Consider the following 19885-nt stretch of genomic DNA (forward strand, 5'->3'; position numbering starts at 1 on the left):
GCAAGGTCTCCTCAGCTCAGGCGCAGGCGGCTGGCGCCCACCAGCCGGTTGTAGATCAGGTACAGCAACACGGTCGCCAGCAGCAGCAAGCCGCCCAACGCCGTGGCCATGCCCCAGTTGATGCTGGTGTTGGTGTAGAACGCCACGAAGTAGCTGACCATCTGGTCGTTCGGGCTGCCGAGCAGCGCCGGGGTGATGTAGTAACCAATCGCCAGGATGAACACCAACAGGCAACCGGCACCGACGCCGGCGTAGGTCTGCGGGAAATACACTCGCCAGAAGCTGGCGAACGGGTGGCAACCCAGGGAAATCGCCGCGCGCATATAGGTGGGTGAAATGCCCTTCATCACGCTGTAGATCGGCAGAATCATGAACGGCAACAGGATGTGCACCATAGAGATGTAGACCCCGGTACGGTTGAACACCAGTTCCAGGGGTTTGTCGATCAGGCCCATGCCCATCAAGGCACTGTTGATCAGGCCGCCGGATTGCAACAGCACGATCCACGCGGCGACCCGCACCAGGATCGAAGTCCAGAACGGCAGCAGCACCAGGATCATCAGCAGATTGCTTTTGCGCGCCGGCAGGTTGGCCAGCAGGTATGCCAAGGGATAGGCCAGCAACAGGCAGATGAAGGTAATCACCAGGCCCATCCAGAAGGTCCGGGCGAAGATGTCCAGGTAGATCGCCTGGTCCGGCGTGGCCGGGGCCACTTCACCCAGGTCGTTGATGCGGTGGTCGACAGCCGCCAGCAGGTAAAACGGCGTGAGGCTGCTGGTATTGCGCCGGATCGCCTGCCAGTACGCGGGGTCGCCCCAGCGTTCATCGAGGCTTTCCAACGCTTCTTTATAGGAAGTGGGCGCCTCGGCAAAGGGCAGCGCCCGCGCGGTTTTGGTCAACAGGCTGCGATAGCCGGCCAACTCCATGTTCAAGCGCTTGGACAGGTCGCCCAGCGTCTGGTTTTTGCGGGCTTCGCCCAGGTCTTCGCTGAGTGCCTGATACACCGGATCGCCGGGCAGGCCACGGCCGTCCCAGGTCTTGACCGCCACCACGGTACGCGGCAAACCACCGACCACTTCCTCGTTACCGATACTTTTGTAGAGCAGCGCAATGATCGGCACCAGGAATACCAGCAGCAAAAATAGCACCAGCGGTGCAATCAATGCCTGGGCCTTCCAGCGGTTGAGCCTTTCGGCACGCGCCAGGCGCTGCTTGAGGGTGGGGCTGGGAATGGCGATCGCCATGGCTGACTCCGGAACTTGAGAAGAAATGCAGCCCCCTGTGCGAGAGAGCAGGGCCTCTCCCACAGGGGCTACGCGGTGTTATTTGGCTGCCCAGGAATTGAAGCGCTGCTCCAACTGCTCGCCGTTATCCGCCCAGAAGCTCACATCGATCTGCACCTGGTTCGCGATGTTTTCTGGGGTGGTCGGCATATCCTTGAGGATGTCCTTGGCCAGCAACGGCACGGCTTGGGTGTTGGCCGGGCCGTAGGCGATGTTTTCCGAGTAGGTCTTCTGCTGCTGCGGCTGTACCGAGAAGGCGATGAACTTCTTCGCGGCTTCGGCACGGTCTTTCGCCAGGCCTTTAGGAATGGCCCATGCGTCAAAGTCGTAGATGCCGCCGTTCCACACCACTTTCAGGTTGCTTTCTTTCTGCACGGCGGCGATGCGGCCGTTGTAGGCCGAGCTCATCACCACATCACCCGAGGCCAGGTACTGCGGCGGTTGTGCGCCCGCTTCCCACCACTGGATAGACGGTTTGAGTTCGTCGAGTTTCTTGAACGCACGGTCCTGACCATCTTTGCCCGCCAGCACTTTGTACACATCTTTCGGCGCTACGCCGTCGGCCATCAAGGCGAATTCCAGGGTGTACTTGGCACCTTTACGCAGGCCGCGCTTGCCCGGGAATTTCTTGGTGTCCCAGAAATCCGCCCAACTGGTCGGCGCGGAAGCCAGCTTGTCGGCGTTGTAGGCCAACACGGTGGACCATACGAAGAAGCCTACGCCGCACGGCTGGATCGCGCCCTTCACGTAGTCCGCGCCATTACCGAACAGTTTCGGGTCCAGCGGCTCGAACATGTCTTCGTCACAACCACGGGACAGCTCCGGCGACTCCACCTCCACCAGGTCCCAGGACACGCTCTTGGTGTCGACCATGGCCTTGACCTTGGCCATTTCACCGTTGTACTCGCCGGCGACGATCTTGCCGTTGCCCGCGCTTTCCCAGGGTGCGTAAAACGCTTTGACCTGAGCGGCCTTGTTCGCGCCACCAAAGGACACGACGGTCAGGTCCGGGCCTGCCATGGCCTGGGTTGCGCCGATCAAGCCAATAGCCAGCGCTGAATACTTAAGGGATCTCAACATTGTTGTGCTCTCCACGTGCAGGGTTGGTGAAGCCATGGGGCGATCAATTCGCCTCTAGAAGTGGGTCGAGTGCGCGAACGTGCTCGACTTGCCAGCCAATCGGTACCACGTCGCCGACCACCATGGCCGGGTCCAACTCGGCGATCGGTTGTTTCACAAAAAAATCGCTCTTGCCGCAGACTTCCAGACGCACGCGCACGTGGTCGCCCAGGTAGATGAATTCCGCCACCCGTCCCGAAAAACGATTGATGCAACTTTCGCTAGAACTATTGAGGCTGATTCGCTCCGGACGCACCGACAGCGTCACCGGCCCGCCGAGCTGACCCACATTCACCGCCAGCGCTTCGACTTTTTCGCCGCGCGCCAGCTCCACTACGCAGCGCTCGCCGGTATGGCTGTGCAGGCGGCCGTTGAGGCGGTTGTTCTCGCCGATGAAGTTGGCGACGAAGGTATTTTTCGGTTCTTCATACAAGGTACGCGGCGCAGCAATCTGCTGGATCTCGCCCTGGTGAAACACCGCCACGCGGTCGGACATGGTCAAGGCTTCGCCCTGATCGTGGGTCACGTACACCACGGTCACGCCGAGACGTTGATGCAGGTGCTTGATTTCCATCTGCATGTGTTCACGCAGCTGCTTGTCGAGGGCGCCGAGCGGTTCGTCCATCAATACCAGTTGCGGTTCGAACACCAGCGCACGGGCCAGTGCCACGCGCTGTTGCTGACCACCGGAAAGTTGGGCCGGGTAACGCTGGGCGAAAGCATCGAGCTGGACCATGCTCAGCACGCGTTTGACCCGTTCACTGATATCGGTCTTGCTTAACGAGCGCACCGATAGCGGGAACGCCAGGTTCTCGGCGACCGTCATGTGCGGGAACAAAGCGTAGTTCTGGAACACCATGCCGATATCGCGCTTGTGCGGCGGCACATTGTTGATGGCGCGTCCGGCCAGGAGGATTTCGCCGGCGGTCGGTGTTTCAAAGCCGGCGAGCATCATTAGGCTGGTAGTCTTGCCCGAGCCCGACGGCCCAAGCAGGGTAAGGAACTCGCCCTTGCGAATCTCCAGGTTGAGGTCTTTGACGATCAGGTTCTCGCCGTCGTAGCTCTTCTGCACGCCACGAAAGCTGACCAGCACATCATTTGTATCCACCTCGCTCATACCCGCACCTTTGTGTTTTGGACCGCAATGGAACAAGCGTAGTCCAGGCGCAAGCCCCCGAAAATCGGGGGCCGGGAGAGAATGGCATCAGCCGGTTGGAAGGACGGGGGTAGGGATTGCCCTACAGCGATGGCGGGCACAGGACGGTGCAGCTGCAAGGAGTGAGCTGCAAGCGGCAGGAATGGGCTCGGTGATGTTTTACAGGGTGTCGCTAATGGGCATGTCGTCAGAGCAGCCTGTGTTCCATGGCGTACTTCACCAGTTCCGCCAGCGAGGTGATATTGAGCTTTTGCATCAACCGCGCCTTGTGAGTGCTGATGGTCTTGCTGCTCAGCGCCAACTGCTGGGCAATGTCATTGACGTTGGCGCCGTGGGCCAAGCGTTCGAACACCGAAAACTCGCGCTCAGACAACAACGAATGCAGCGGGCGCGTATCGGTCAGGCCGACTTCGAAGACCATACGGTCGGCCAGGTCAGGGTCGATATAGCGTCCGCCGGCTGCCACCTTGCGAATCGCGGTCAGCAACAGCGCCGGGTCGCTGTCCTTGGTGGCATACCCCGCCGCGCCGACCTTCAGGGCGCGAGCGGCCATTTGCGCTTCATCATGCATCGACAGCACCAGAATCGCCGGCGGATTGCTCAGCGCCCGAATGCGCGCTATGGCCTCCAGGCCATTCACGCCCGGCATCGAGATATCCAGTAACACCACCTCGCACGCGACATGGCGCAAGGTGTCCAGCAACTGCTCGCCATTGCTGGCTTCACCGACCACCTGCAGGTCTTTGGCCAGGCCGATCAATTGCTTGATGCCCTCCCGGACGATGGTGTGGTCTTCGGCTACCAGTACGCGAATCACAGGCATTTCCTCTTGTTGTTATGCATCCAACGGCACCGTGACACTCAGGGTGGTGCCTTCCCCCACTTCGCTATGCAGGCTCATTTGCCCGCCCATCATCAGCACCCGTTCACGCATACCGACCACGCCAAAAGATACAGGGCGGCCGAGGGTCTCGACGAAACCGACACCATCATCGCTGATGGTCAACCGCAGGTCTGCCCCCTCAATCACCAAGGTCAACTCGACGGTATGCGCCTGGGCATGGCGCATCACGTTGGTCAGCGCCTCCTGCAGGACCCGGAACAAACCGATCGCCTTGGCATCGCTCAAGGCCGGCAGGTTGTCCGGCACCTGCACCAGACAAGGGATTTGCGTACGAGCCTCGAAACGACGGGCCTGCCATTCGATGGCCGAGGCGATGCCGGCGTCGAGGATCGGCGGACGCAGCGCAGTGGCCACGTCGCGCACCAGTTGGAACAGTTGGGCGATCAGGCGCTTCATGCTGTTGAGCCGTTCATTCAGGCCGGGGTCGAGCTGCGCATAGGCCAGCTCGCACATCGAAGTTTCCAGCTTGAGCACCGTGAGCATCTGGCCCAACTCATCATGCACCTCGCGGGCGATACGGGCCTTTTCTTCTTCGCGCACGGTTTCCAGGTGGGCAGACAACTCGCGCAACTGCGCCTCGCTTTGCAGTAAGGCGGCCACGTAACGACGGCGCTCGGTGACATCGTTGAGGTACACCACCAGGTATTCGCCCTGCGCAAAACGCAGGAAGCTCAAAGACACGTCGGCGGGCAGAATACTGCCGTCGGCGCGCACGCAGTCAGTGGCGAAGGTTTGCCCGCCCTCCTCGCTGGCGCGCGCACGCTTCCACAGGTTGAGCCAGCGGTCCATGTTCAAGGTCGGATCGACATCGATCAGCGGCCGCTCGATCAACGCACCCGCGCCGTAGCCAAGCATGGTTTCTGCCGCACGATTGGCGTAACGCACATGGCTGTCCCAATTGACCCACAGAATACCGACCGTACTTTGATCGATGGAAAACTGCGTCAATCGCAAGGCTTCGGCACCGGCAGCGCGGGCGGCGCTTTCTTCGCGCGCCGCCAGCAAGTCGTGTTCCAGGCCACGTTGCTGGCGACGTTGCCAGACCACCATTGCGAGGCAGATGAGCAGGAGTATGCCCAACAACAGGCTGAGGTTCTTCCAGAAACCCGGGAACTCCGCCAACCGCGGGTATTGGGGTTGCAGCCAGCGGTTGTGCAACTGGTCCAGGTCACGGGCGGGTATCGCCCGCAGGGCGCTCTGCATCAGGGTTGCCAATTCCGGCCAATCACGACGCGTGGCCACCCGCAGCAACTGCGGCAGGCCGATATCGCCGACCACTGCCAGCCCCGCAAACTCTGCCTCGCCGGACAACCGACTCAATTGAGCTTCATCAACCACGGCGTACCGTGCCTGTTGGCTCACCAGCAACTGCAAGGCCTGGCGCTCCATAGGCACCCCTTGCACGTTGAGGTTGGGATAAGTGCTGCGCAGGTAATCGGCCACGGCACTGGGCATGCGCACGGCAATGCGGGATTGCTCGTCGAGTTTTTCAAGTTCCACCGCGCCGCCGCCTTCGCGGACGCCGACAATATGCTGGGGCACACGCATATAAGGGTCGGTGAATAACCACAGGCGCAAACCCGCCGGGGTTTGCTGCAGGCCAGGCGCAATATCCACTTCGCCGTCGCGCACGGCAGCCTCCAACTGCTCCTGATCGGGGAAGTTGCGCCACAACACCTCAATATTCAGTGCCTTGGCCAGCCACTGCATCAACTCCACATTGGCCCCGGACAAGCGCTGCAGACGCCGATCGTATTGCGCGTAAGGCGCCTGCAATACCAGCCCCACGCGCAACTCCGGATGCCTGCCCAGCCACTCACGCTGCTGCGCATTGAGCTGTGCCTGCGGCGCAACGGGCGCAGGCGCGGCATTCGCCATCAAGGCGCAGCACAAACCGCCGATAACCAGCAGACAGCGAAAAACCATGATCCACGTCTCACATCACTGACAAATACTGACCAACCCATTAGGCTGCTGGAATCACTTCTGGCCGGGAATCAACGATGCCCTTTCACCACCGTTCGGCACTGCCAGCATTGTGCCTGTCGCTGCTATTTACCAGCGTCTTTTCCGTTCAGGCCGCTGACGCCCCCGCGCCCGCCGCCGAAAAGCCCGCAGAGCGCCAACCTCTACCCGAGCGTAGCCAGGAAGAGGCCAGCGCCTTGGAGCGCAATATCCCACAACACGAACAACAACAATTGCAGGCCGGCAGCGATTCGTTCCTGGCCTTGTGGAAGCCCGCCAACAGCGCCGAATCGGAAGGGGTGGTGATTATCGTCCCCGGCGCCGGGGAAAATGCTGACTGGCCGCAGGCAATCGGCCCATTGCGCCGCAAATTGCCGGACGCCAACTGGGGCAGCCTCAGTCTGTCGCTGCCGGACGTGAGCATGGACACCCTGCCGCCACGGGTGATCGAAGCACCCAAGGCAACCGTCGACACCAGCAGCAAAGACGGCAGCACTGTGGTCAAGCCCGTCGAACAAGCCGCCAGCGCCGAAGCCGAAGGCACCGATCCGGCAGTAGTGCCGGGAGCGGATGAACAGGACAAGACCGACGCCAAGCGTATTTTCGACAGGATCGACGCAGCCGTGGCCTTTGCCCAGACCCAGAGCGCCCGCAGCGTGGTGCTGCTCGGCCATGGTACTGGTGCCTGGTGGGCCGCACGTTACCTGAGCGAGAAACAACCGGCTCAGGTTCAGAAGCTGGTGATGGTGGCCGGCAAGACCCCGGTGGGTCGCCAGCCGGATCTGCAACAAGTGGCCCCTGCATTGAAGGTGCCGACAGCGGATGTCTTCTACCAAGACAGTGCCCAGGAACGCAAAAATGCCCTGGCGCGTCTTCAAGCCGCCAAGCGTGGGAAGAATGACGGCTATAAGCAGGTGTCACTCAAGACCCTGCCCGGCAACAGCTCGGCCGAGCAGGAGCAGTTGTATCGGCGGGTTCGTGGCTGGTTAAGCCCACAGACCGTCGACTGAGCCCTACCTGAAGTCGCGCCGCTCGCGAATCAACGCATAGGCGTTGTGCAGTTCGCGGGTGCGCTCGGTTGCCTCGCGCACCTGCGCGGGGCTCGCGCCTGTGCCGGCAATCTTGTCCGGGTGGTGACGGCTGAGCAGGCGACGATAGGCGCGTTTGATCACTGAGGGCTCCGTAGTGGCTGTTACCCCCAGAATCCGCAACGCCTCTTGATAGGCCCCTCCTCGGTTCGCCAGCGGCTTGCGCTCGGGGGCGTAATCGGACGCCAGTGCTTGCAGTTGTTGCGGCGTCCACCCCAACCACTTGCCCCACTGATCAATCAAATCGCGCTCGGCGTCATCCGCCCTCCCATCGGCCCATGCCATGCGCCAGCAAGCGCGCAATACACCCTCTGCCGCATGGGGTTGCGCCTTGAGCACACGCAAATAGCCACGCACCCGATCGCTCCCGGACTTGCCCCGATTGAATGCAGTGATGGCGCGCCGCTGGGCGGGCTCGTTCATGTCCAGCGCGCGCATTTCCTGGCGCGCCTGCTGGATATGCCCATCCGTAACCCGACCATTGCTTTTGGCCAGCCGTCCCAGCAGCACAAACAGCAATTCGTCATTGCGCAGCGTCGGTCGGCCGCCCATGCGTTCGCGCAACTGCGCCCAACTCTGCAGCTGCAAGCGACGATCCAACGCCTGTCCCAACAATGCCCCCAACAAAGCCCCCGGGATACTGGCAATGGCAAAGCCAGCCCCGGCGCCGATCAGCGTCCCTGGCCACAACATCTTATTGCTCCGTAGTCAGCAGGGTGTCGACCTGCGCCAGGCGCTCCAGTGTCCCCACATCAATCCAGCGTCCCGCCATGTGCTCCCCCGTTACCTGACCTTTCGCCATGGCCGCCCGCAGCAGCGGTGCCAATTTGAAGGCACCGGCACTGCAACCCGCGAACAACTGTGGGTCGAGTACCGAAATGCCACTGAAGGTCAGGTTATCGGCACCGGGCGCGGCATCATGAAGCAAACCCTGGTCCAGGTAGAAATCACCACCCGAGGGATGATGCGCCGGGTTATCCACCATCACCAGGTGGGCCAAGCCCTGGAGCGGCTGTCGTAGCCGAGTGAAGTCGTAATCGGTCCAGATATCCCCATTGACCACCAGGAACGGCTCATCCCCCAGCAACGGCAAGGCCTGGAAAATCCCGCCTCCGGTTTCCAGAGGCTCACCTTCGGCCGAGTACTGGATGCGCAGGCCAAACTGCGCGCCGTCACCGAGGTAGCTTTCGATCTGCTGACCGAGCCAGGCATGGTTGATCACAATCTCGGTGAAGCCGGCCTTCGCCAGTGCCTCAAGGTGATATTCGATCAACCGCTTGCCGCCTGCCTGCACCAGCGGTTTGGGCGTGTGCAAGGTCAGCGGGCGCATGCGCTCGCCCTTGCCCGCTGCCAGGATCATCGCCTTCATACGCTCGCCTCGACAGGTTCACGCAGGCTGGCAAGCAACTCACCCAGTTCGCGCAGTTCGGGCCGGTCTGCAAGTACCGCCTCTATATAAGCAAAGAAGCGCGGCACATCCGCCAGATAGCGTGGCTTGCCATCGCGGTGGCAAATGCGCGCAAAGATGCCGATGACCTTGAGGTGGCGCTGCACGCCCATCAGGTCGCTGGCACGCAGGAAAGCGTCGAAGTCGGCGTGCACGGGGATGCCCAATTGCGCGGCACGCTCCCAGTAGCCGTGCTGCCACTCCCGCACACGGGCCTGGGGCCAACTGAGGAACGCGTCCTTGAACAGGCAGGTGATGTCATAGGTCACCGGGCCGTAGACCGCGTCCTGGAAATCCAGCACACCCGGGTTAGGCGAGCTGATCATCAGGTTGCGTGGCATGTAATCGCGGTGCACCAGCACCTTTGGCTGGGCCAGGGCGCTGTCGATCAGTTGTTCGCTGACGCGTTGCCAAAGATCGCGCTGCCGAGTATCGAACTCGATACCCAGGTGCCGGCGAACGTACCACTCAGGAAACAATTCAAGCTCACGGCGTAGTAAAGCTACGTCATAGCTGGGTAACGGTGCGTCCATCGGCAACTGCTGGAAGGCCAGCAACGCGTCGATGGCATCGCTGAACAATTGATCGGCGTTTTGAGCGTCAATCACGTCCAGATAGGTTTTTCTGCCCAGGTCATTAAGCAAAAGAAAGCCACGAGGCAGGTCTTCAGCATAAATTTTTGGCACGTTTATCCCCGATTTCGCCAGCAAATCTGCAATATCGACGAAAGGTTTGCAGTTTTCCTGGGGTGGAGGAGCGTCCATGACAACGAATGTATGCGCCCCCCCTTCCCACCGGAAGTAACGCCTGAAACTCGCGTCGCTGCTGGCCGCGGTCAATGTGGCCGGGGGTACGGCACCCCAACCTTGAGCGTTGAAAAGGATCGGTAATTGCTCATCCAGCCAGCTTTGCAACTGTTGTAAACGTAGATCTTGCTCGGGCATTACTAGGGTCTCCGACGGCGCTAGCCGTCAAGCGGGGCATGCTTTATTATCACGCATCTTTTTCAGACCATCGAGAGGCGTGCGGCCCAAACCGCGGGCAGATGGCACGCAGGAAGCCCGGACTAATAAGATGGCATTGAAATCCCCCGCGTTTCGTAGAAAATTTCCGTTGCTGGTAACCGGCAGTCTGCTGGCCTTGCAACCCTTCGCCACCTCATTCGTGGTCGCCGCGGAACAGTATGACTGCTCAGTCTCTGCTTCGGGTGCCTGGGATTGCGCGCCGAAAACCGCCGCAGCCCCACTGCCACCACGCCCGGTGCATGATGGCTCTGCCGTCAGCTCGGCCAACGGTACGCCGCAAGGCGAAACCGGCGGCAGTGCCGACGCCGAGCCCAAGACCATGCTGGTCACCGAATCCAAGGGCCGTGGCCTGCGTTCGCGCAGCGCCGACTACAGCCACCTGGACTGGGTGCCTCGCGAGAAGCTGACCGCCGCCCAGTTGGCCGAAACCGGCCCGTATTGCGGTGGTGCGTACATCGAGCCGACGCGTCCAGGCATGAATGACAAGACGAACAAGAGCGACGCGCCGACGTTCATCGGCGCCAAGGCCTCTCGTTACGAGCAGGAACAACAGATCGCGACCTTGGCCGGTGACGTCGTCATGCGCCAGGGCAGCATGCAGTTGGAAGCTCAGGAAGCCAGTCTGTATCAGGCGGAGAACCGAGGCGAGCTGAACGGCAACGTTCGTCTGCGCGACAACGGGGCCCTGATCGTTGGTGACCATGCCCAGGTGCAGCTCGACACCGGTGCAGCCCAGATCGACAATGCCGAATACGTGATGCACAAGTCGCGTATCCGCGGTAACGCGCTGTACGCCAAGCGTGCAGAGAACGCGATCATCCGTCTCAAGGACGGTACGTACACCACGTGCGAGCCAGACAGCAACGCCTGGCAGCTCAAGGGCAACAACATCACGTTGAACCCTGCCACCGGCTTCGGTACGGCAACCAACGCGACGTTGCGGATCAAGAACATCCCGATCCTCTATACCCCTTACATCTATTTCCCGATCGACAACCGTCGTCAATCCGGCTTCCTGCCGCCGAGCTTCAGCACCGGTAGCGAAACCGGCTTTACCCTGGTCACGCCTTACTACTTCAACCTGGCGCCGAACTACGATGCCACGTTGTACCCGCAATACATGACCAAGCGCGGCATGTTGATGGAAGGCGAATTCCGCTACCTCACCAAGTCCAGCGAAGGTCAGTTTGGGGGCGCATATCTGAATGACGATAGCGACGAACGGAAGCAGCAGAGCGATTACGAAAAAACTCGCTATATGCTCAATTGGCAGCATAAGGGTGGGCTGGATTCCCGCCTGACGACACAGGTGGATTACACGAAGATCAGTGATCCATACTACTTCCAAGATCTGAAGGCCTATCAGGAAGGTATTCGGAGCCAGGACTTCCTTAACCAGCAAGGTTCTGTGTCATATCGCGGCGACTCCTACCAGGCTCGCTTGAATCTCCAGGCGTACCAGTTGGCCACGATTTCCCAGATCACGCCGTATGATCGATTGCCACAAATCACTTTCAACGGGGCTTTGCCGTATCACCCTGGCGGATTGAACTTCACGTACGAAACCGAAGCAGTTCGATTTGAACGCAGCCTTGAAAATGGCATTTTTACAGATGAGAACGGCGCAGAGTCAGCTCGCTTGGACACCAACGTCCGTGGGCTGACTCGTGCAAACGGTACTCGATTGAATGTTGCTCCAGCAGTCGAATATCCGATGAACTGGACCTACGGGTTTATTACGCCGAAGTTGAAGTACGTATACACCAAGTACGACCTGGACCTTGACGGTACGGGCAAGGCGGACATGATCGCTGCTGGTCAGACATTCAAAAGCTCGCAGGATCGTGCGCTGCCAGTCGCTAGCGTAGATAGCGGACTCTACTTCGACCGCAACACCAACTGGTTTGGCAAGGATTATCGTCAAACTCTGGAACCGCGTGCCTACTACCTCTACGTACCGAACAAAGACCAGAGCGACATCCCGGTCTTTGATACCAGCGAATACACATTCAGCTATGCCTCGCTATTCCGCGATAACCGCTTCAGCGGCACCGACCGGATCGGTGATGAGAACAAGCTGTCCCTTGGTGTGACCAGCCGCTGGATCGAAGAGAATGGCTTTGAACGCCAGCGCGTGTCCGTGGGCCAGGCGCTGTACTTCAAGGATCGAGAAGTACAACTGCCCGGCATCCTGGCGTCCGACCGCGCCGACGCACAATCGAACGTATCGCCGATTGCTCTGGATTACGAGTTTCGCTTCAACCGCGACTGGCGTGCTACTGCCGACTACAACTGGGATACCGACACCCACAGCCCTCGCTCCGGTAGCGCGATGTTCCACTACCAGCCGGAAGACAACCCGAACAAGGTTATCAACGTCGGTTATCGCTATCGCAACGACCAGGTGGTGTACAACCAGCTGACCGGTAAATGGCAGTTCGGCGGTGATTACGGCACACCTGGCACTGACAACTTCGTGAAGGATTACTACAAAATCCAGCAACACGACTTCTCGATGATGTGGCCGATCGTTCCGCAGTGGAACCTGATCACCCGCTGGCAGTATGACTATGCACGCAACCGTACCCTGGAAGCCTTCGGTGGTTTCGAGTACGACAACTGCTGCTGGAAACTGCGCGTTATCAACCGTTACTGGGTTTCCAACGACGAATACAGTCAGATCGCCCCTCTCAATGAAAAGGGTGACCACGGGCTCTTCTTCCAGATTGTCCTCAAAGGACTCGGCGGCCTGACCGGCGCCAAGGTAGAGAGCTTCCTCGACAAAGGCATTCAAGGTTATCGTGAACGTGAAGATCAAGCTTTCTGATTGTCTGCGCCCACTCGTGCTGGGCGCGTTGTTCCTGGGCACCGTATCGGCACACGCTGCCGTTCAACAGCTGGATAAAGTCGCGGCCATTGTCGATAACGACGTGATCATGCAGAGCCAGCTTGACCAGCGGGTCAAGGAGGTTCAGCAAACCATCGCCAAGCGTGGCGGCGGTGTGCCTCCGACCAGCGTCCTGGAACCCCAGGTGCTGGAGCGCCTGATCGTCGAGAACCTGCAACTGCAGATCGGCGAACGCTCCGGCATCCGTATTTCGGACGAAGAGTTGAACCAGGCCGTAGGCACCATTGCTCAGCGCAACAACATGACCATCGATCAGTTCCGCGCCGCGCTGGCTCACGATGGGTTGTCCTATGAGGACGCCCGTGACCAGATCAAGCGTGAAATGATCATCAGCCGTGTGCGTCAGCGCCGTGTGGCCGAGCGGGTTCAGGTCTCCGAGCAGGAAGTGAAGAACTTCCTGGCTTCGGACCTCGGCAAGATGCAGCTCTCTGAAGAACTGCACCTGGCCAATATCCTGATTCCGACGCCGGACAGTGCCAGCGCCGAGCAGCTCAATGCCGCCGCTGCCAAAACCCAGGCCGTTTATGACCGCCTGAAGGCCGGCGCTGACTTTGCTCAGACCGCCATTGCCGTATCCGGCAGCGATAACGCCCTGGACGGTGGTGACATGGGCTGGCGTAAAGCCGCTCAGTTGCCACCTCCGTTCGACCGCGAGCTCAGTGCAATGGAAGTGGGTGGTATCACCCAGCCCGCCCGTACACCTGGCGGCTTCATCATCCTCAAGCTGTTGGGCAAACGCGGTGGCGAGACCTCGTTGAAAGACGAAGTCCATGTTCGTCACATCCTGGTCAAGCCAAGTGAAATCCGCACCGAGGCACAAACCAAGGAACTGGCCCAGAAGATCTATGACCGCATCGAAGGCGGTGAAGACTTCGCGACCCTGGCCAAGAGCTTCTCGGAAGACCCGGGTTCGGCGCTTAACGGCGGCGACTTGAACTGGATCGACCCGAAAGCACTGGTGCCGGAGTTCCAGGAAGTGATGGCCAAGACTCCGCAAGGCGTGCTGTCCAAGCCCTTCAAGACCCAATATGGCTGGCATGTGCTGGAAGTCCTTGGCCGTCGCGCCACCGACAACACCACCCAGGCTCGCGAGCAACAAGCCTTGACCGTGCTGCGTAACCGCAAATACGACGAAGAGCTGCAAACCTGGCTGCGTCAGATCCGCGACGAAGCCTACGTTGAGAACAAGCTGCCAGGCGCCGAGCAAACAGGCACCAACCAGGCAAGCCAGTGAAACCCCAACGTTTTGCGGTCACCCCCGGCGAGCCGGCCGGCATTGGTCCAGACCTTTGCCTGCTGCTCGCCTCGCAACCCCAGCCACACCCCCTGATTGCCATTACCAGCCGCGACCTGCTCCTTGAGCGGGCTGCGCAGCTGGGCGTGGCCGTCAACCTGCTGGACGTGGCGCCGGGCAACTGGCCCGATGTGCCAGCCCCCAAAGACAGCCTGTATGTGTGGGACACCCCGCTGCCGGACAAAGTGGTTGCCGGACAACTGAACAAGGCCAACGCGGCCTTTGTGCTGGAAACCCTGACTCGCGCCGGGCAAGGCTGCATGGATGGCGACTTCGCCGGCATGATCACCGCCCCTGTACACAAAGGTGTGATCAACGAATCCGGCATCGCCTTTTCCGGCCATACCGAATTCCTCGCCGAACTCACCCATACCGCCCAAGTCGTGATGATGCTGGCGACTCGCGGCCTGCGCGTTGCGTTAGTGACGACGCATCTGCCGCTGCGTGAAATTGCAGACGCGATCACCGCCGAGCGGGTTGAGCGTGTCACACGCATCCTGCACACCGACCTGCAACAGAAATTCGGCATCGCCCAACCGCGCATCCTGGTCTGTGGGCTCAACCCCCACGCCGGTGAAGGCGGCCACCTGGGCCATGAAGAAATCGACATCATAGAACCGACATTAGAGCGTCTGCGCCAAGAAGGTATGGACCTGCGTGGCCCACTGCCTGCGGACACTCTGTTTACCCCCAAATATCTGGAGCACTGCGATGCAGTGCTGGCGATGTACCATGACCAAGGACTGCCCGTGCTGAAATACAAAGGCTTCGGCGCCGCAGTCAACGTGACACTGGGCCTGCCGATTATCCGTACCTCCGTCGACCATGGCACTGCCCTGGACCTGGCAGGCAGCGGCAAGATTGATACCGGCAGCCTGCACGTGGCCTTGGAAACCGCCTATCAGATGGCCGAGACCCGTATATGACTGAGCACTACCAACACCGGGCGCGCAAGCGCTTCGGGCAGAACTTCCTGCACGACGCTGGCGTGATCGACCGTATTTTGCGCTCCATCCATGCCAAGCCCGAAGATCGTCTGCTGGAAATCGGCCCGGGCCAAGGCGCATTGACCCAGGGCCTGCTGGCCAGCGGCGGTCAACTGGACGTGGTTGAGCTGGACAAGGACCTGATCCCGATCCTCAATCAGCAGTTTGCCGGCAAGTTCAACTTCAACCTGCACCAGGGTGATGCGCTGAAGTTCGACTTCAATAGCCTCAATGCGGCGCCCAACAGCCTGCGCGTCGTCGGCAACCTGCCGTACAACATCTCCACACCGCTGATTTTCCACCTGCTGAACAACGCCGGGATCATCCGCGACATGCACTTCATGCTGCAAAAGGAAGTGGTTGAGCGTCTGGCCGCCGGCCCGGGCGGCGGTGACTGGGGTCGCCTGTCGATCATGGTCCAGTACCACTGCCGCGTAGAACATTTGTTCAACGTCGGCCCTGGCGCATTCAATCCGCCGCCGAAGGTCGACTCGGCTATCGTGCGACTGGTGCCTCACGCCGTGCTCCCGCATCCCGCCAAGGACCATCGACTGCTCGAACGCGTGGTACGTGAAGCGTTCAACCAGCGTCGCAAGACCTTGCGTAACACGCTCAAGGCACTGCTGAGCAACGCTGAAATCGAAGCCGCCGGCGTCGATGGCAGCTTGCGCCCAGAGCAACTGGACCTGGCCGCGTTCGTACGCCTGGCCGACCAGCTTGCCATCCAACCGCCGCCCGCCGCGGACTGAAGCCAGCGATGCATAGGCCGGACAGCGAGTCTGGCCTAGTGCCCGTCTCATGGCCTAGACTGATCCGCATCTGCTGTCCTCCGCTTTTGCTTTTAAGGTAAGGCCTCTCGCATGTCCGATCCTCGCTACCAGATCGACGTCAGCGTCGTCACCCGCTTCCTCGCGGACCAATCGCAACCCGAACACAACCGTTTCGCCTTCGCCTATACCGTCACGGTGAAGAACAACGGGCTGGTGCCGGCCAAGCTGCTGTCGCGCCACTGGGTAATCACCGACGGTGACGGCCAGGTAGAGGAAGTGCGCGGCGCGGGCGTTGTCGGCCAACAGCCGTTGATCGACAGCGGCGCCAGCCACACCTACAGCAGCGGCACGGTCATGACCTCCAAAGTCGGAACCATGCAAGGCTCGTATCAAATGAAGGCCACCGATGGCCAACTGTTCGACGCCATCATCGCGCCCTTCCGCCTCGCGGTGCCGGGAGCCCTGCACTGATGGCGACCTACGCGATCGGCGACCTGCAAGGCTGCTTGGAGCCTCTCAAGGGCTTGCTTGAGCGAGTCAACTTCGACCCGCTGAACGATCGCCTGTGGTTGGTGGGCGACCTGGTCAACCGTGGCCCACAGTCACTGGAGACCCTGCGCTACCTCCATCGCATGCGCGACTCGCTGGTATGCGTGCTGGGCAACCATGACCTGCACCTGCTGGCGGCCGGCAATAACATCGAACGGCTGAAAAAGGGCGACACCCTGCGGGAAATTCTCGAAGCGCCGGATCGCGCCGAGCTGCTCGACTGGCTCCGCCGGCAAAAGCTCATGCATTATGACGAAGGCCGCAACATGGCCCTGGTCCATGCCGGCATCGCGCCCCAGTGGTCGTTGAAGAAAGCGCTCAAGTGCGCCGCCGAAGTGGAGGCCGCGCTGGCCGATGACAACCTCTATACCGCCTTCCTCGATGGCATGTACGGCAACGAACCGGCGAAGTGGGACAACGACCTCACCGGCGTCACCCGCCTGCGAGTGATCACCAACTATTTCACGCGCATGCGCTTCTGCACCGCCGAGGGCAAGCTGGACCTTAAAAGCAAGGAAGGCGCCGATACGGCACTACCGGGATACAAACCTTGGTTTGCCCATAAGGAGCGCAAGACCCGCGACATGAAGATCGTCTTCGGTCACTGGGCGGCCCTGGAAGGCAAGTGCGAAGAACCAGGCGTGTATGCCCTTGACACCGGTTGCGTGTGGGGCGGCGCCATGACCCTGATGAACATCGATACCGGCGAGCGCCTGAACTGCCAGTGCCAGCCCCCCGTTACCGCCACCCTGCCGACCGCCGCCAAGCCATAGGAGCCCGCCATGAGCGAATTCAAACGTATCCCTCCCGAACAAGCCCAGGCCCTGCGCGAGCAGGCCGCAGTGGTGGTGGATATCCGTGATCCCCAGGCCTACGCCGCGGGCCATATCAAGGGTGCCCAACATCTGGACAACCACAACATCGCCGATTTCATTCGTGCGGCCGACCTTGATGCACCGGTGATCGTGGCGTGCTACCACGGCAACTCCAGCCAGAGTGCCGCCGCCTACCTGATCAGCCAGGGCTTCTCCGACGTCTACAGCCTGGACGGCGGCTTTGAGCTGTGGCGCACGACATATCCTGCAGAAATTTCCTCAGGCGATCCGCAATAATTTTTTTCGCACCCCGCTACCCCGCGTGACGCTTGGGCTCGCGCCGTTTCTGACGAACGGCGCAGCCAAACTTATTACGCATCGCACCTTGACCTCCCCGATTCCGAACTATCCTTAAGCGCAGGCCATCCGAATCAGGGGAGAGCCGGTACACCGGCGTGCGGGTCATCGGTAGCGTTTCAGGGTGTTTGGGGGGAAAACAGTCATTGGCGTCCGCCAATGTCTGCCAGCATCGACTGATTGACCCGGCGCCGGCTCCACGTATCGAGCGAGGTGACGACGTCATGAGTATTTTCAGCCACTTCCAACAACGCTTCGCATCCACACAGCAGGAAGAACTCACGCTGCAAGAGTATCTTGAGCTGTGCAAACAGGACCGCAGCACCTATGCATCTGCCGCCGAGCGCCTGCTATTGGCAATCGGCGAGCCGGAGCTGATAGACACCTCGAATAATTCGCGCCTGTCGCGGATATTTTCCAACAAGGTGATCCGCCGCTACCCGGCCTTTGAAGACTTCCATGGCATGGAAGAATGCATTGACCAGATCGTCTCCTACTTCCGCCATGCCGCCCAAGGCCTGGAAGAGAAGAAACAGATCCTCTACCTGCTCGGTCCCGTCGGCGGCGGTAAGTCGTCCCTGGCGGAAAAGCTCAAACAACTGATCGAGAAGGTGCCCTTCTACGCCATCAAGGGCTCGCCGGTCTTCGAGTCGCCTTTGGGCCTGTTCAACGCCACGGAAGATGGTGCGATCCTCGAAGAAGACTTTGGTATCCCACGGCGCTACCTCAATACCATCATGTCGCCCTGGGCCACCAAACGCCTGGCCGAATTTGGCGGCGATATCAGCCAGTTCCGCGTGGTGAAACTCTATCCGTCGATCCTCAACCAGATCGGTGTAGCGAAAACCGAGCCAGGGGATGAAAACAACCAGGACATTTCGGCTCTGGTGGGTAAAGTCGATATCCGCAAACTCGAAGAATTCCCGCAGAACGACGCCGATGCCTACAGCTACTCAGGCGCGCTGTGCCGGGCCAACCAGGGCCTGATGGAGTTCGTGGAGATGTTCAAGGCACCGATCAAGGTGCTGCACCCACTGCTCACCGCCACCCAGGAAGGCAACTACAACAGCACCGAGGGCCTGGGCGCGATTCCGTTCACCGGCATCCTGCTGGCCCACTCCAACGAATCGGAATGGCACACCTTCCGCAACAACAAGAACAACGAAGCCTTCATCGACCGGATCTACATCGTCAAAGTGCCGTACTGCCTGCGGGTCAGCGATGAGATCAAGATTTACGACAAGTTGTTGTTCAACAGCTCGCTGGCCAAGGCTCACTGCGCGCCCGATACCTTGAAGATGCTTGCACAGTTCACCGTGCTGTCGCGCCTCAAGGAACCGGAAAACTCGAATATCTATTCGAAGATGCGTGTGTACGACGGCGAAAACCTCAAGGACACCGACCCCAAGGCCAAGTCGATCCAGGAGTACCGCGATACGGCGGGCGTGGACGAAGGCATGAACGGCCTGTCGACACGCTTTGCATTCAAGATCCTCTCCAAGGTCTTCAACTTCGACCCTCACGAGATCGCCGCCAACCCGGTGCACCTGCTCTACGTACTCGAACAGCAGATCGAACAGGAACAGTTCCAGGCGGAAACCCGCGAACGCTACCTGCGCTTCCTCAAGGAATACCTGGCGCCGCGCTACATCGAGTTCATCGGCAAGGAAATCCAGACCGCCTACCTGGAGTCCTACAGCGAATACGGCCAGAACATCTTCGACCGTTACGTGCTGTACGCCGACTTCTGGATCCAGGACCAGGAATACCGCGACCCGGAAACCGGCGAAATCCTCAATCGCGTGGCGCTCAACGAAGAACTGGAGAAGATCGAAAAACCGGCCGGCATCAGCAATCCGAAGGATTTCCGCAACGAAATCGTCAACTTCGTGCTGCGTGCCCGCGCCAACAACAACGGCAAGAACCCAACCTGGCTCAGCTACGAGAAGCTGCGGGTGGTCATCGAGAAGAAAATGTTCTCCAACACCGAGGATCTGCTGCCCGTCATCAGCTTCAATGCCAAGGCCAGCAAGGAGGATCAGCAAAAACACAACGACTTCGTCACACGAATGGTCGAGCGCGGCTACACCGACAAACAGGTACGCCTTCTTTCGGAATGGTACCTACGGGTCCGGAAATCGCAGTGAGAGAAGCAGCTGCAAGCTTCTAGCTACAAGCCGCAAGAGAAAAGCCAGTGAGCCCGGCACGTACGGGCTCTT

17 protein-coding genes are annotated in these 19885 nt (G+C 60.2%); 9 read left to right on the forward strand and 8 right to left on the reverse strand.

What is annotated here, in order from left to right; translation table 11 throughout:
* Window positions 1–11: 11 nt before the first annotated feature.
* The 5 genes from M5B97_RS24015 to M5B97_RS24035 form a co-directional block, all read right to left on the reverse strand.
* Complete coding sequence (locus tag M5B97_RS24015) at window positions 12–1244, reverse strand: ABC transporter permease (RefSeq protein ID WP_134658979.1); 1233 nt, start codon at window positions 1242–1244, stop codon at window positions 12–14.
* 78 nt (window positions 1245–1322) lie between these two features.
* On the reverse strand, window positions 1323–2363 hold the full coding sequence (locus M5B97_RS24020; RefSeq protein ID WP_248732877.1) for an ABC transporter substrate-binding protein: 1041 nt from the start codon (window positions 2361–2363) through the stop codon (window positions 1323–1325).
* Between the two features lie 43 nt (window positions 2364–2406).
* Entirely contained in the window at window positions 2407–3519 is a 1113-nt protein-coding gene (locus M5B97_RS24025) for an ABC transporter ATP-binding protein (protein WP_248732878.1), read from the reverse strand.
* A gap of 226 nt (window positions 3520–3745) precedes the next feature.
* Window positions 3746–4381, reverse strand: coding sequence for a response regulator transcription factor (locus M5B97_RS24030; RefSeq protein ID WP_177421593.1), 636 nt, complete (start codon window positions 4379–4381; stop codon window positions 3746–3748).
* Window positions 4382–4393: 12 nt separating this feature from the next.
* Window positions 4394–6388 (reverse strand): transporter substrate-binding domain-containing protein, encoded by a 1995-nt coding sequence (locus M5B97_RS24035; RefSeq protein WP_248732879.1) that lies wholly within the window; start codon window positions 6386–6388, stop codon window positions 4394–4396.
* Between the two features lie 77 nt (window positions 6389–6465).
* On the opposite strand from M5B97_RS24035, the gene M5B97_RS24040 reads away from it, so the two are divergent.
* Window positions 6466–7437 (forward strand): alpha/beta hydrolase family protein, encoded by a 972-nt coding sequence (locus M5B97_RS24040; RefSeq protein ID WP_248732880.1) that lies wholly within the window; start codon window positions 6466–6468, stop codon window positions 7435–7437.
* Between the two features lie 3 nt (window positions 7438–7440).
* On the opposite strand, the gene M5B97_RS24045 is transcribed toward M5B97_RS24040, so the two are convergent.
* The 3 genes from M5B97_RS24045 to M5B97_RS24055 are packed head-to-tail and all read right to left on the reverse strand — an operon-like array spanning window position 7441 to window position 9906.
* Window positions 7441–8208: a TerB family tellurite resistance protein gene (locus tag M5B97_RS24045; RefSeq protein ID WP_248732881.1), complete on the reverse strand. Its 768-nt coding sequence runs from the start codon at window positions 8206–8208 to the stop codon at window positions 7441–7443.
* A gap of 1 nt (window position 8209) precedes the next feature.
* Entirely contained in the window at window positions 8210–8884 is a 675-nt protein-coding gene (gene murU, locus M5B97_RS24050; RefSeq protein ID WP_248732882.1) for an N-acetylmuramate alpha-1-phosphate uridylyltransferase MurU, read from the reverse strand.
* Window positions 8881–9906, reverse strand: a complete 1026-nt coding sequence (locus M5B97_RS24055; RefSeq protein ID WP_248732883.1) for a phosphotransferase — start codon at window positions 9904–9906, stop codon at window positions 8881–8883. The genes murU and M5B97_RS24055 overlap by 4 nt, the downstream gene beginning before the upstream one ends.
* A gap of 130 nt (window positions 9907–10036) precedes the next feature.
* Here M5B97_RS24055 and M5B97_RS24060 point away from each other — a divergent pair, with 130 nt between their 5' ends.
* From M5B97_RS24060 to M5B97_RS24095, 8 genes are all read left to right on the forward strand, one after another.
* Window positions 10037–12814 carry an LPS-assembly protein LptD gene (locus tag M5B97_RS24060; protein ID WP_248732884.1) on the forward strand — a complete coding sequence of 926 codons (2778 nt, stop codon included), beginning with the start codon at window positions 10037–10039 and terminating at the stop codon, window positions 12812–12814.
* A complete protein-coding gene (locus tag M5B97_RS24065; protein ID WP_148046913.1) occupies window positions 12789–14129 on the forward strand; it encodes a peptidylprolyl isomerase in 1341 nt (446 codons plus the stop codon). Before M5B97_RS24060 ends, M5B97_RS24065 begins: the two co-directional genes overlap by 26 nt.
* Window positions 14126–15115, forward strand: a complete 990-nt coding sequence (gene pdxA, locus M5B97_RS24070; RefSeq protein WP_248732885.1) for a 4-hydroxythreonine-4-phosphate dehydrogenase PdxA — start codon at window positions 14126–14128, stop codon at window positions 15113–15115. Before M5B97_RS24065 ends, pdxA begins: the two co-directional genes overlap by 4 nt.
* Window positions 15112–15924, forward strand: coding sequence for a 16S rRNA (adenine(1518)-N(6)/adenine(1519)-N(6))-dimethyltransferase RsmA (rsmA, locus tag M5B97_RS24075; protein ID WP_248732886.1), 813 nt, complete (start codon window positions 15112–15114; stop codon window positions 15922–15924). Before pdxA ends, rsmA begins: the two co-directional genes overlap by 4 nt.
* Window positions 15925–16035: 111 nt before the next feature.
* Window positions 16036–16416: a Co2+/Mg2+ efflux protein ApaG gene (apaG, locus tag M5B97_RS24080; protein WP_123717318.1), complete on the forward strand. Its 381-nt coding sequence runs from the start codon at window positions 16036–16038 to the stop codon at window positions 16414–16416.
* Window positions 16416–17267, forward strand: coding sequence for a symmetrical bis(5'-nucleosyl)-tetraphosphatase (locus M5B97_RS24085; RefSeq protein WP_248732887.1), 852 nt, complete (start codon window positions 16416–16418; stop codon window positions 17265–17267). Before apaG ends, M5B97_RS24085 begins: the two co-directional genes overlap by 1 nt.
* 9 nt (window positions 17268–17276) lie before the next feature.
* The gene (gene glpE, locus M5B97_RS24090) at window positions 17277–17606 is read left to right on the forward strand and encodes a thiosulfate sulfurtransferase GlpE (RefSeq protein WP_123717316.1); all 330 of its coding nucleotides are present in this window, start codon (window positions 17277–17279) and stop codon (window positions 17604–17606) included.
* A 284-nt stretch (window positions 17607–17890) separates the two neighbouring features.
* Window positions 17891–19813: a PrkA family serine protein kinase gene (locus M5B97_RS24095; RefSeq protein ID WP_016977873.1), complete on the forward strand. Its 1923-nt coding sequence runs from the start codon at window positions 17891–17893 to the stop codon at window positions 19811–19813.
* The last annotated feature ends 72 nt before the right edge of the window (window positions 19814–19885 follow it).

This window comes from Pseudomonas sp. MWU13-2517 (assembly GCF_023242545.1).
Taxonomy (GTDB): Bacteria; Pseudomonadota; Gammaproteobacteria; order Pseudomonadales; family Pseudomonadaceae; genus Aquipseudomonas.

Coding starts and splice junctions, on each gene's coding strand:
- M5B97_RS24015 (WP_134658979.1), bottom strand. CDS start 1,244: ATGGCGATCGCCATTCCCAGCCCCACCCTCAAGCAGCGCCTGGCGCGT.
- M5B97_RS24020 (WP_248732877.1), bottom strand. CDS start 2,363: ATGTTGAGATCCCTTAAGTATTCAGCGCTGGCTATTGGCTTGATCGGC.
- M5B97_RS24025 (WP_248732878.1), bottom strand. CDS start 3,519: ATGAGCGAGGTGGATACAAATGATGTGCTGGTCAGCTTTCGTGGCGTG.
- M5B97_RS24030 (WP_177421593.1), bottom strand. CDS start 4,381: ATGCCTGTGATTCGCGTACTGGTAGCCGAAGACCACACCATCGTCCGG.
- M5B97_RS24035 (WP_248732879.1), bottom strand. CDS start 6,388: ATGGTTTTTCGCTGTCTGCTGGTTATCGGCGGTTTGTGCTGCGCCTTG.
- M5B97_RS24040 (WP_248732880.1), top strand. CDS start 6,466: ATGCCCTTTCACCACCGTTCGGCACTGCCAGCATTGTGCCTGTCGCTG.
- M5B97_RS24045 (WP_248732881.1), bottom strand. CDS start 8,208: ATGTTGTGGCCAGGGACGCTGATCGGCGCCGGGGCTGGCTTTGCCATT.
- murU (WP_248732882.1), bottom strand. CDS start 8,884: ATGAAGGCGATGATCCTGGCAGCGGGCAAGGGCGAGCGCATGCGCCCG.
- M5B97_RS24055 (WP_248732883.1), bottom strand. CDS start 9,906: ATGCCCGAGCAAGATCTACGTTTACAACAGTTGCAAAGCTGGCTGGAT.
- M5B97_RS24060 (WP_248732884.1), top strand. CDS start 10,037: ATGGCATTGAAATCCCCCGCGTTTCGTAGAAAATTTCCGTTGCTGGTA.
- rsmA (WP_248732886.1), top strand. CDS start 15,112: ATGACTGAGCACTACCAACACCGGGCGCGCAAGCGCTTCGGGCAGAAC.
- apaG (WP_123717318.1), top strand. CDS start 16,036: ATGTCCGATCCTCGCTACCAGATCGACGTCAGCGTCGTCACCCGCTTC.
- M5B97_RS24085 (WP_248732887.1), top strand. CDS start 16,416: ATGGCGACCTACGCGATCGGCGACCTGCAAGGCTGCTTGGAGCCTCTC.
- glpE (WP_123717316.1), top strand. CDS start 17,277: ATGAGCGAATTCAAACGTATCCCTCCCGAACAAGCCCAGGCCCTGCGC.
- M5B97_RS24095 (WP_016977873.1), top strand. CDS start 17,891: ATGAGTATTTTCAGCCACTTCCAACAACGCTTCGCATCCACACAGCAG.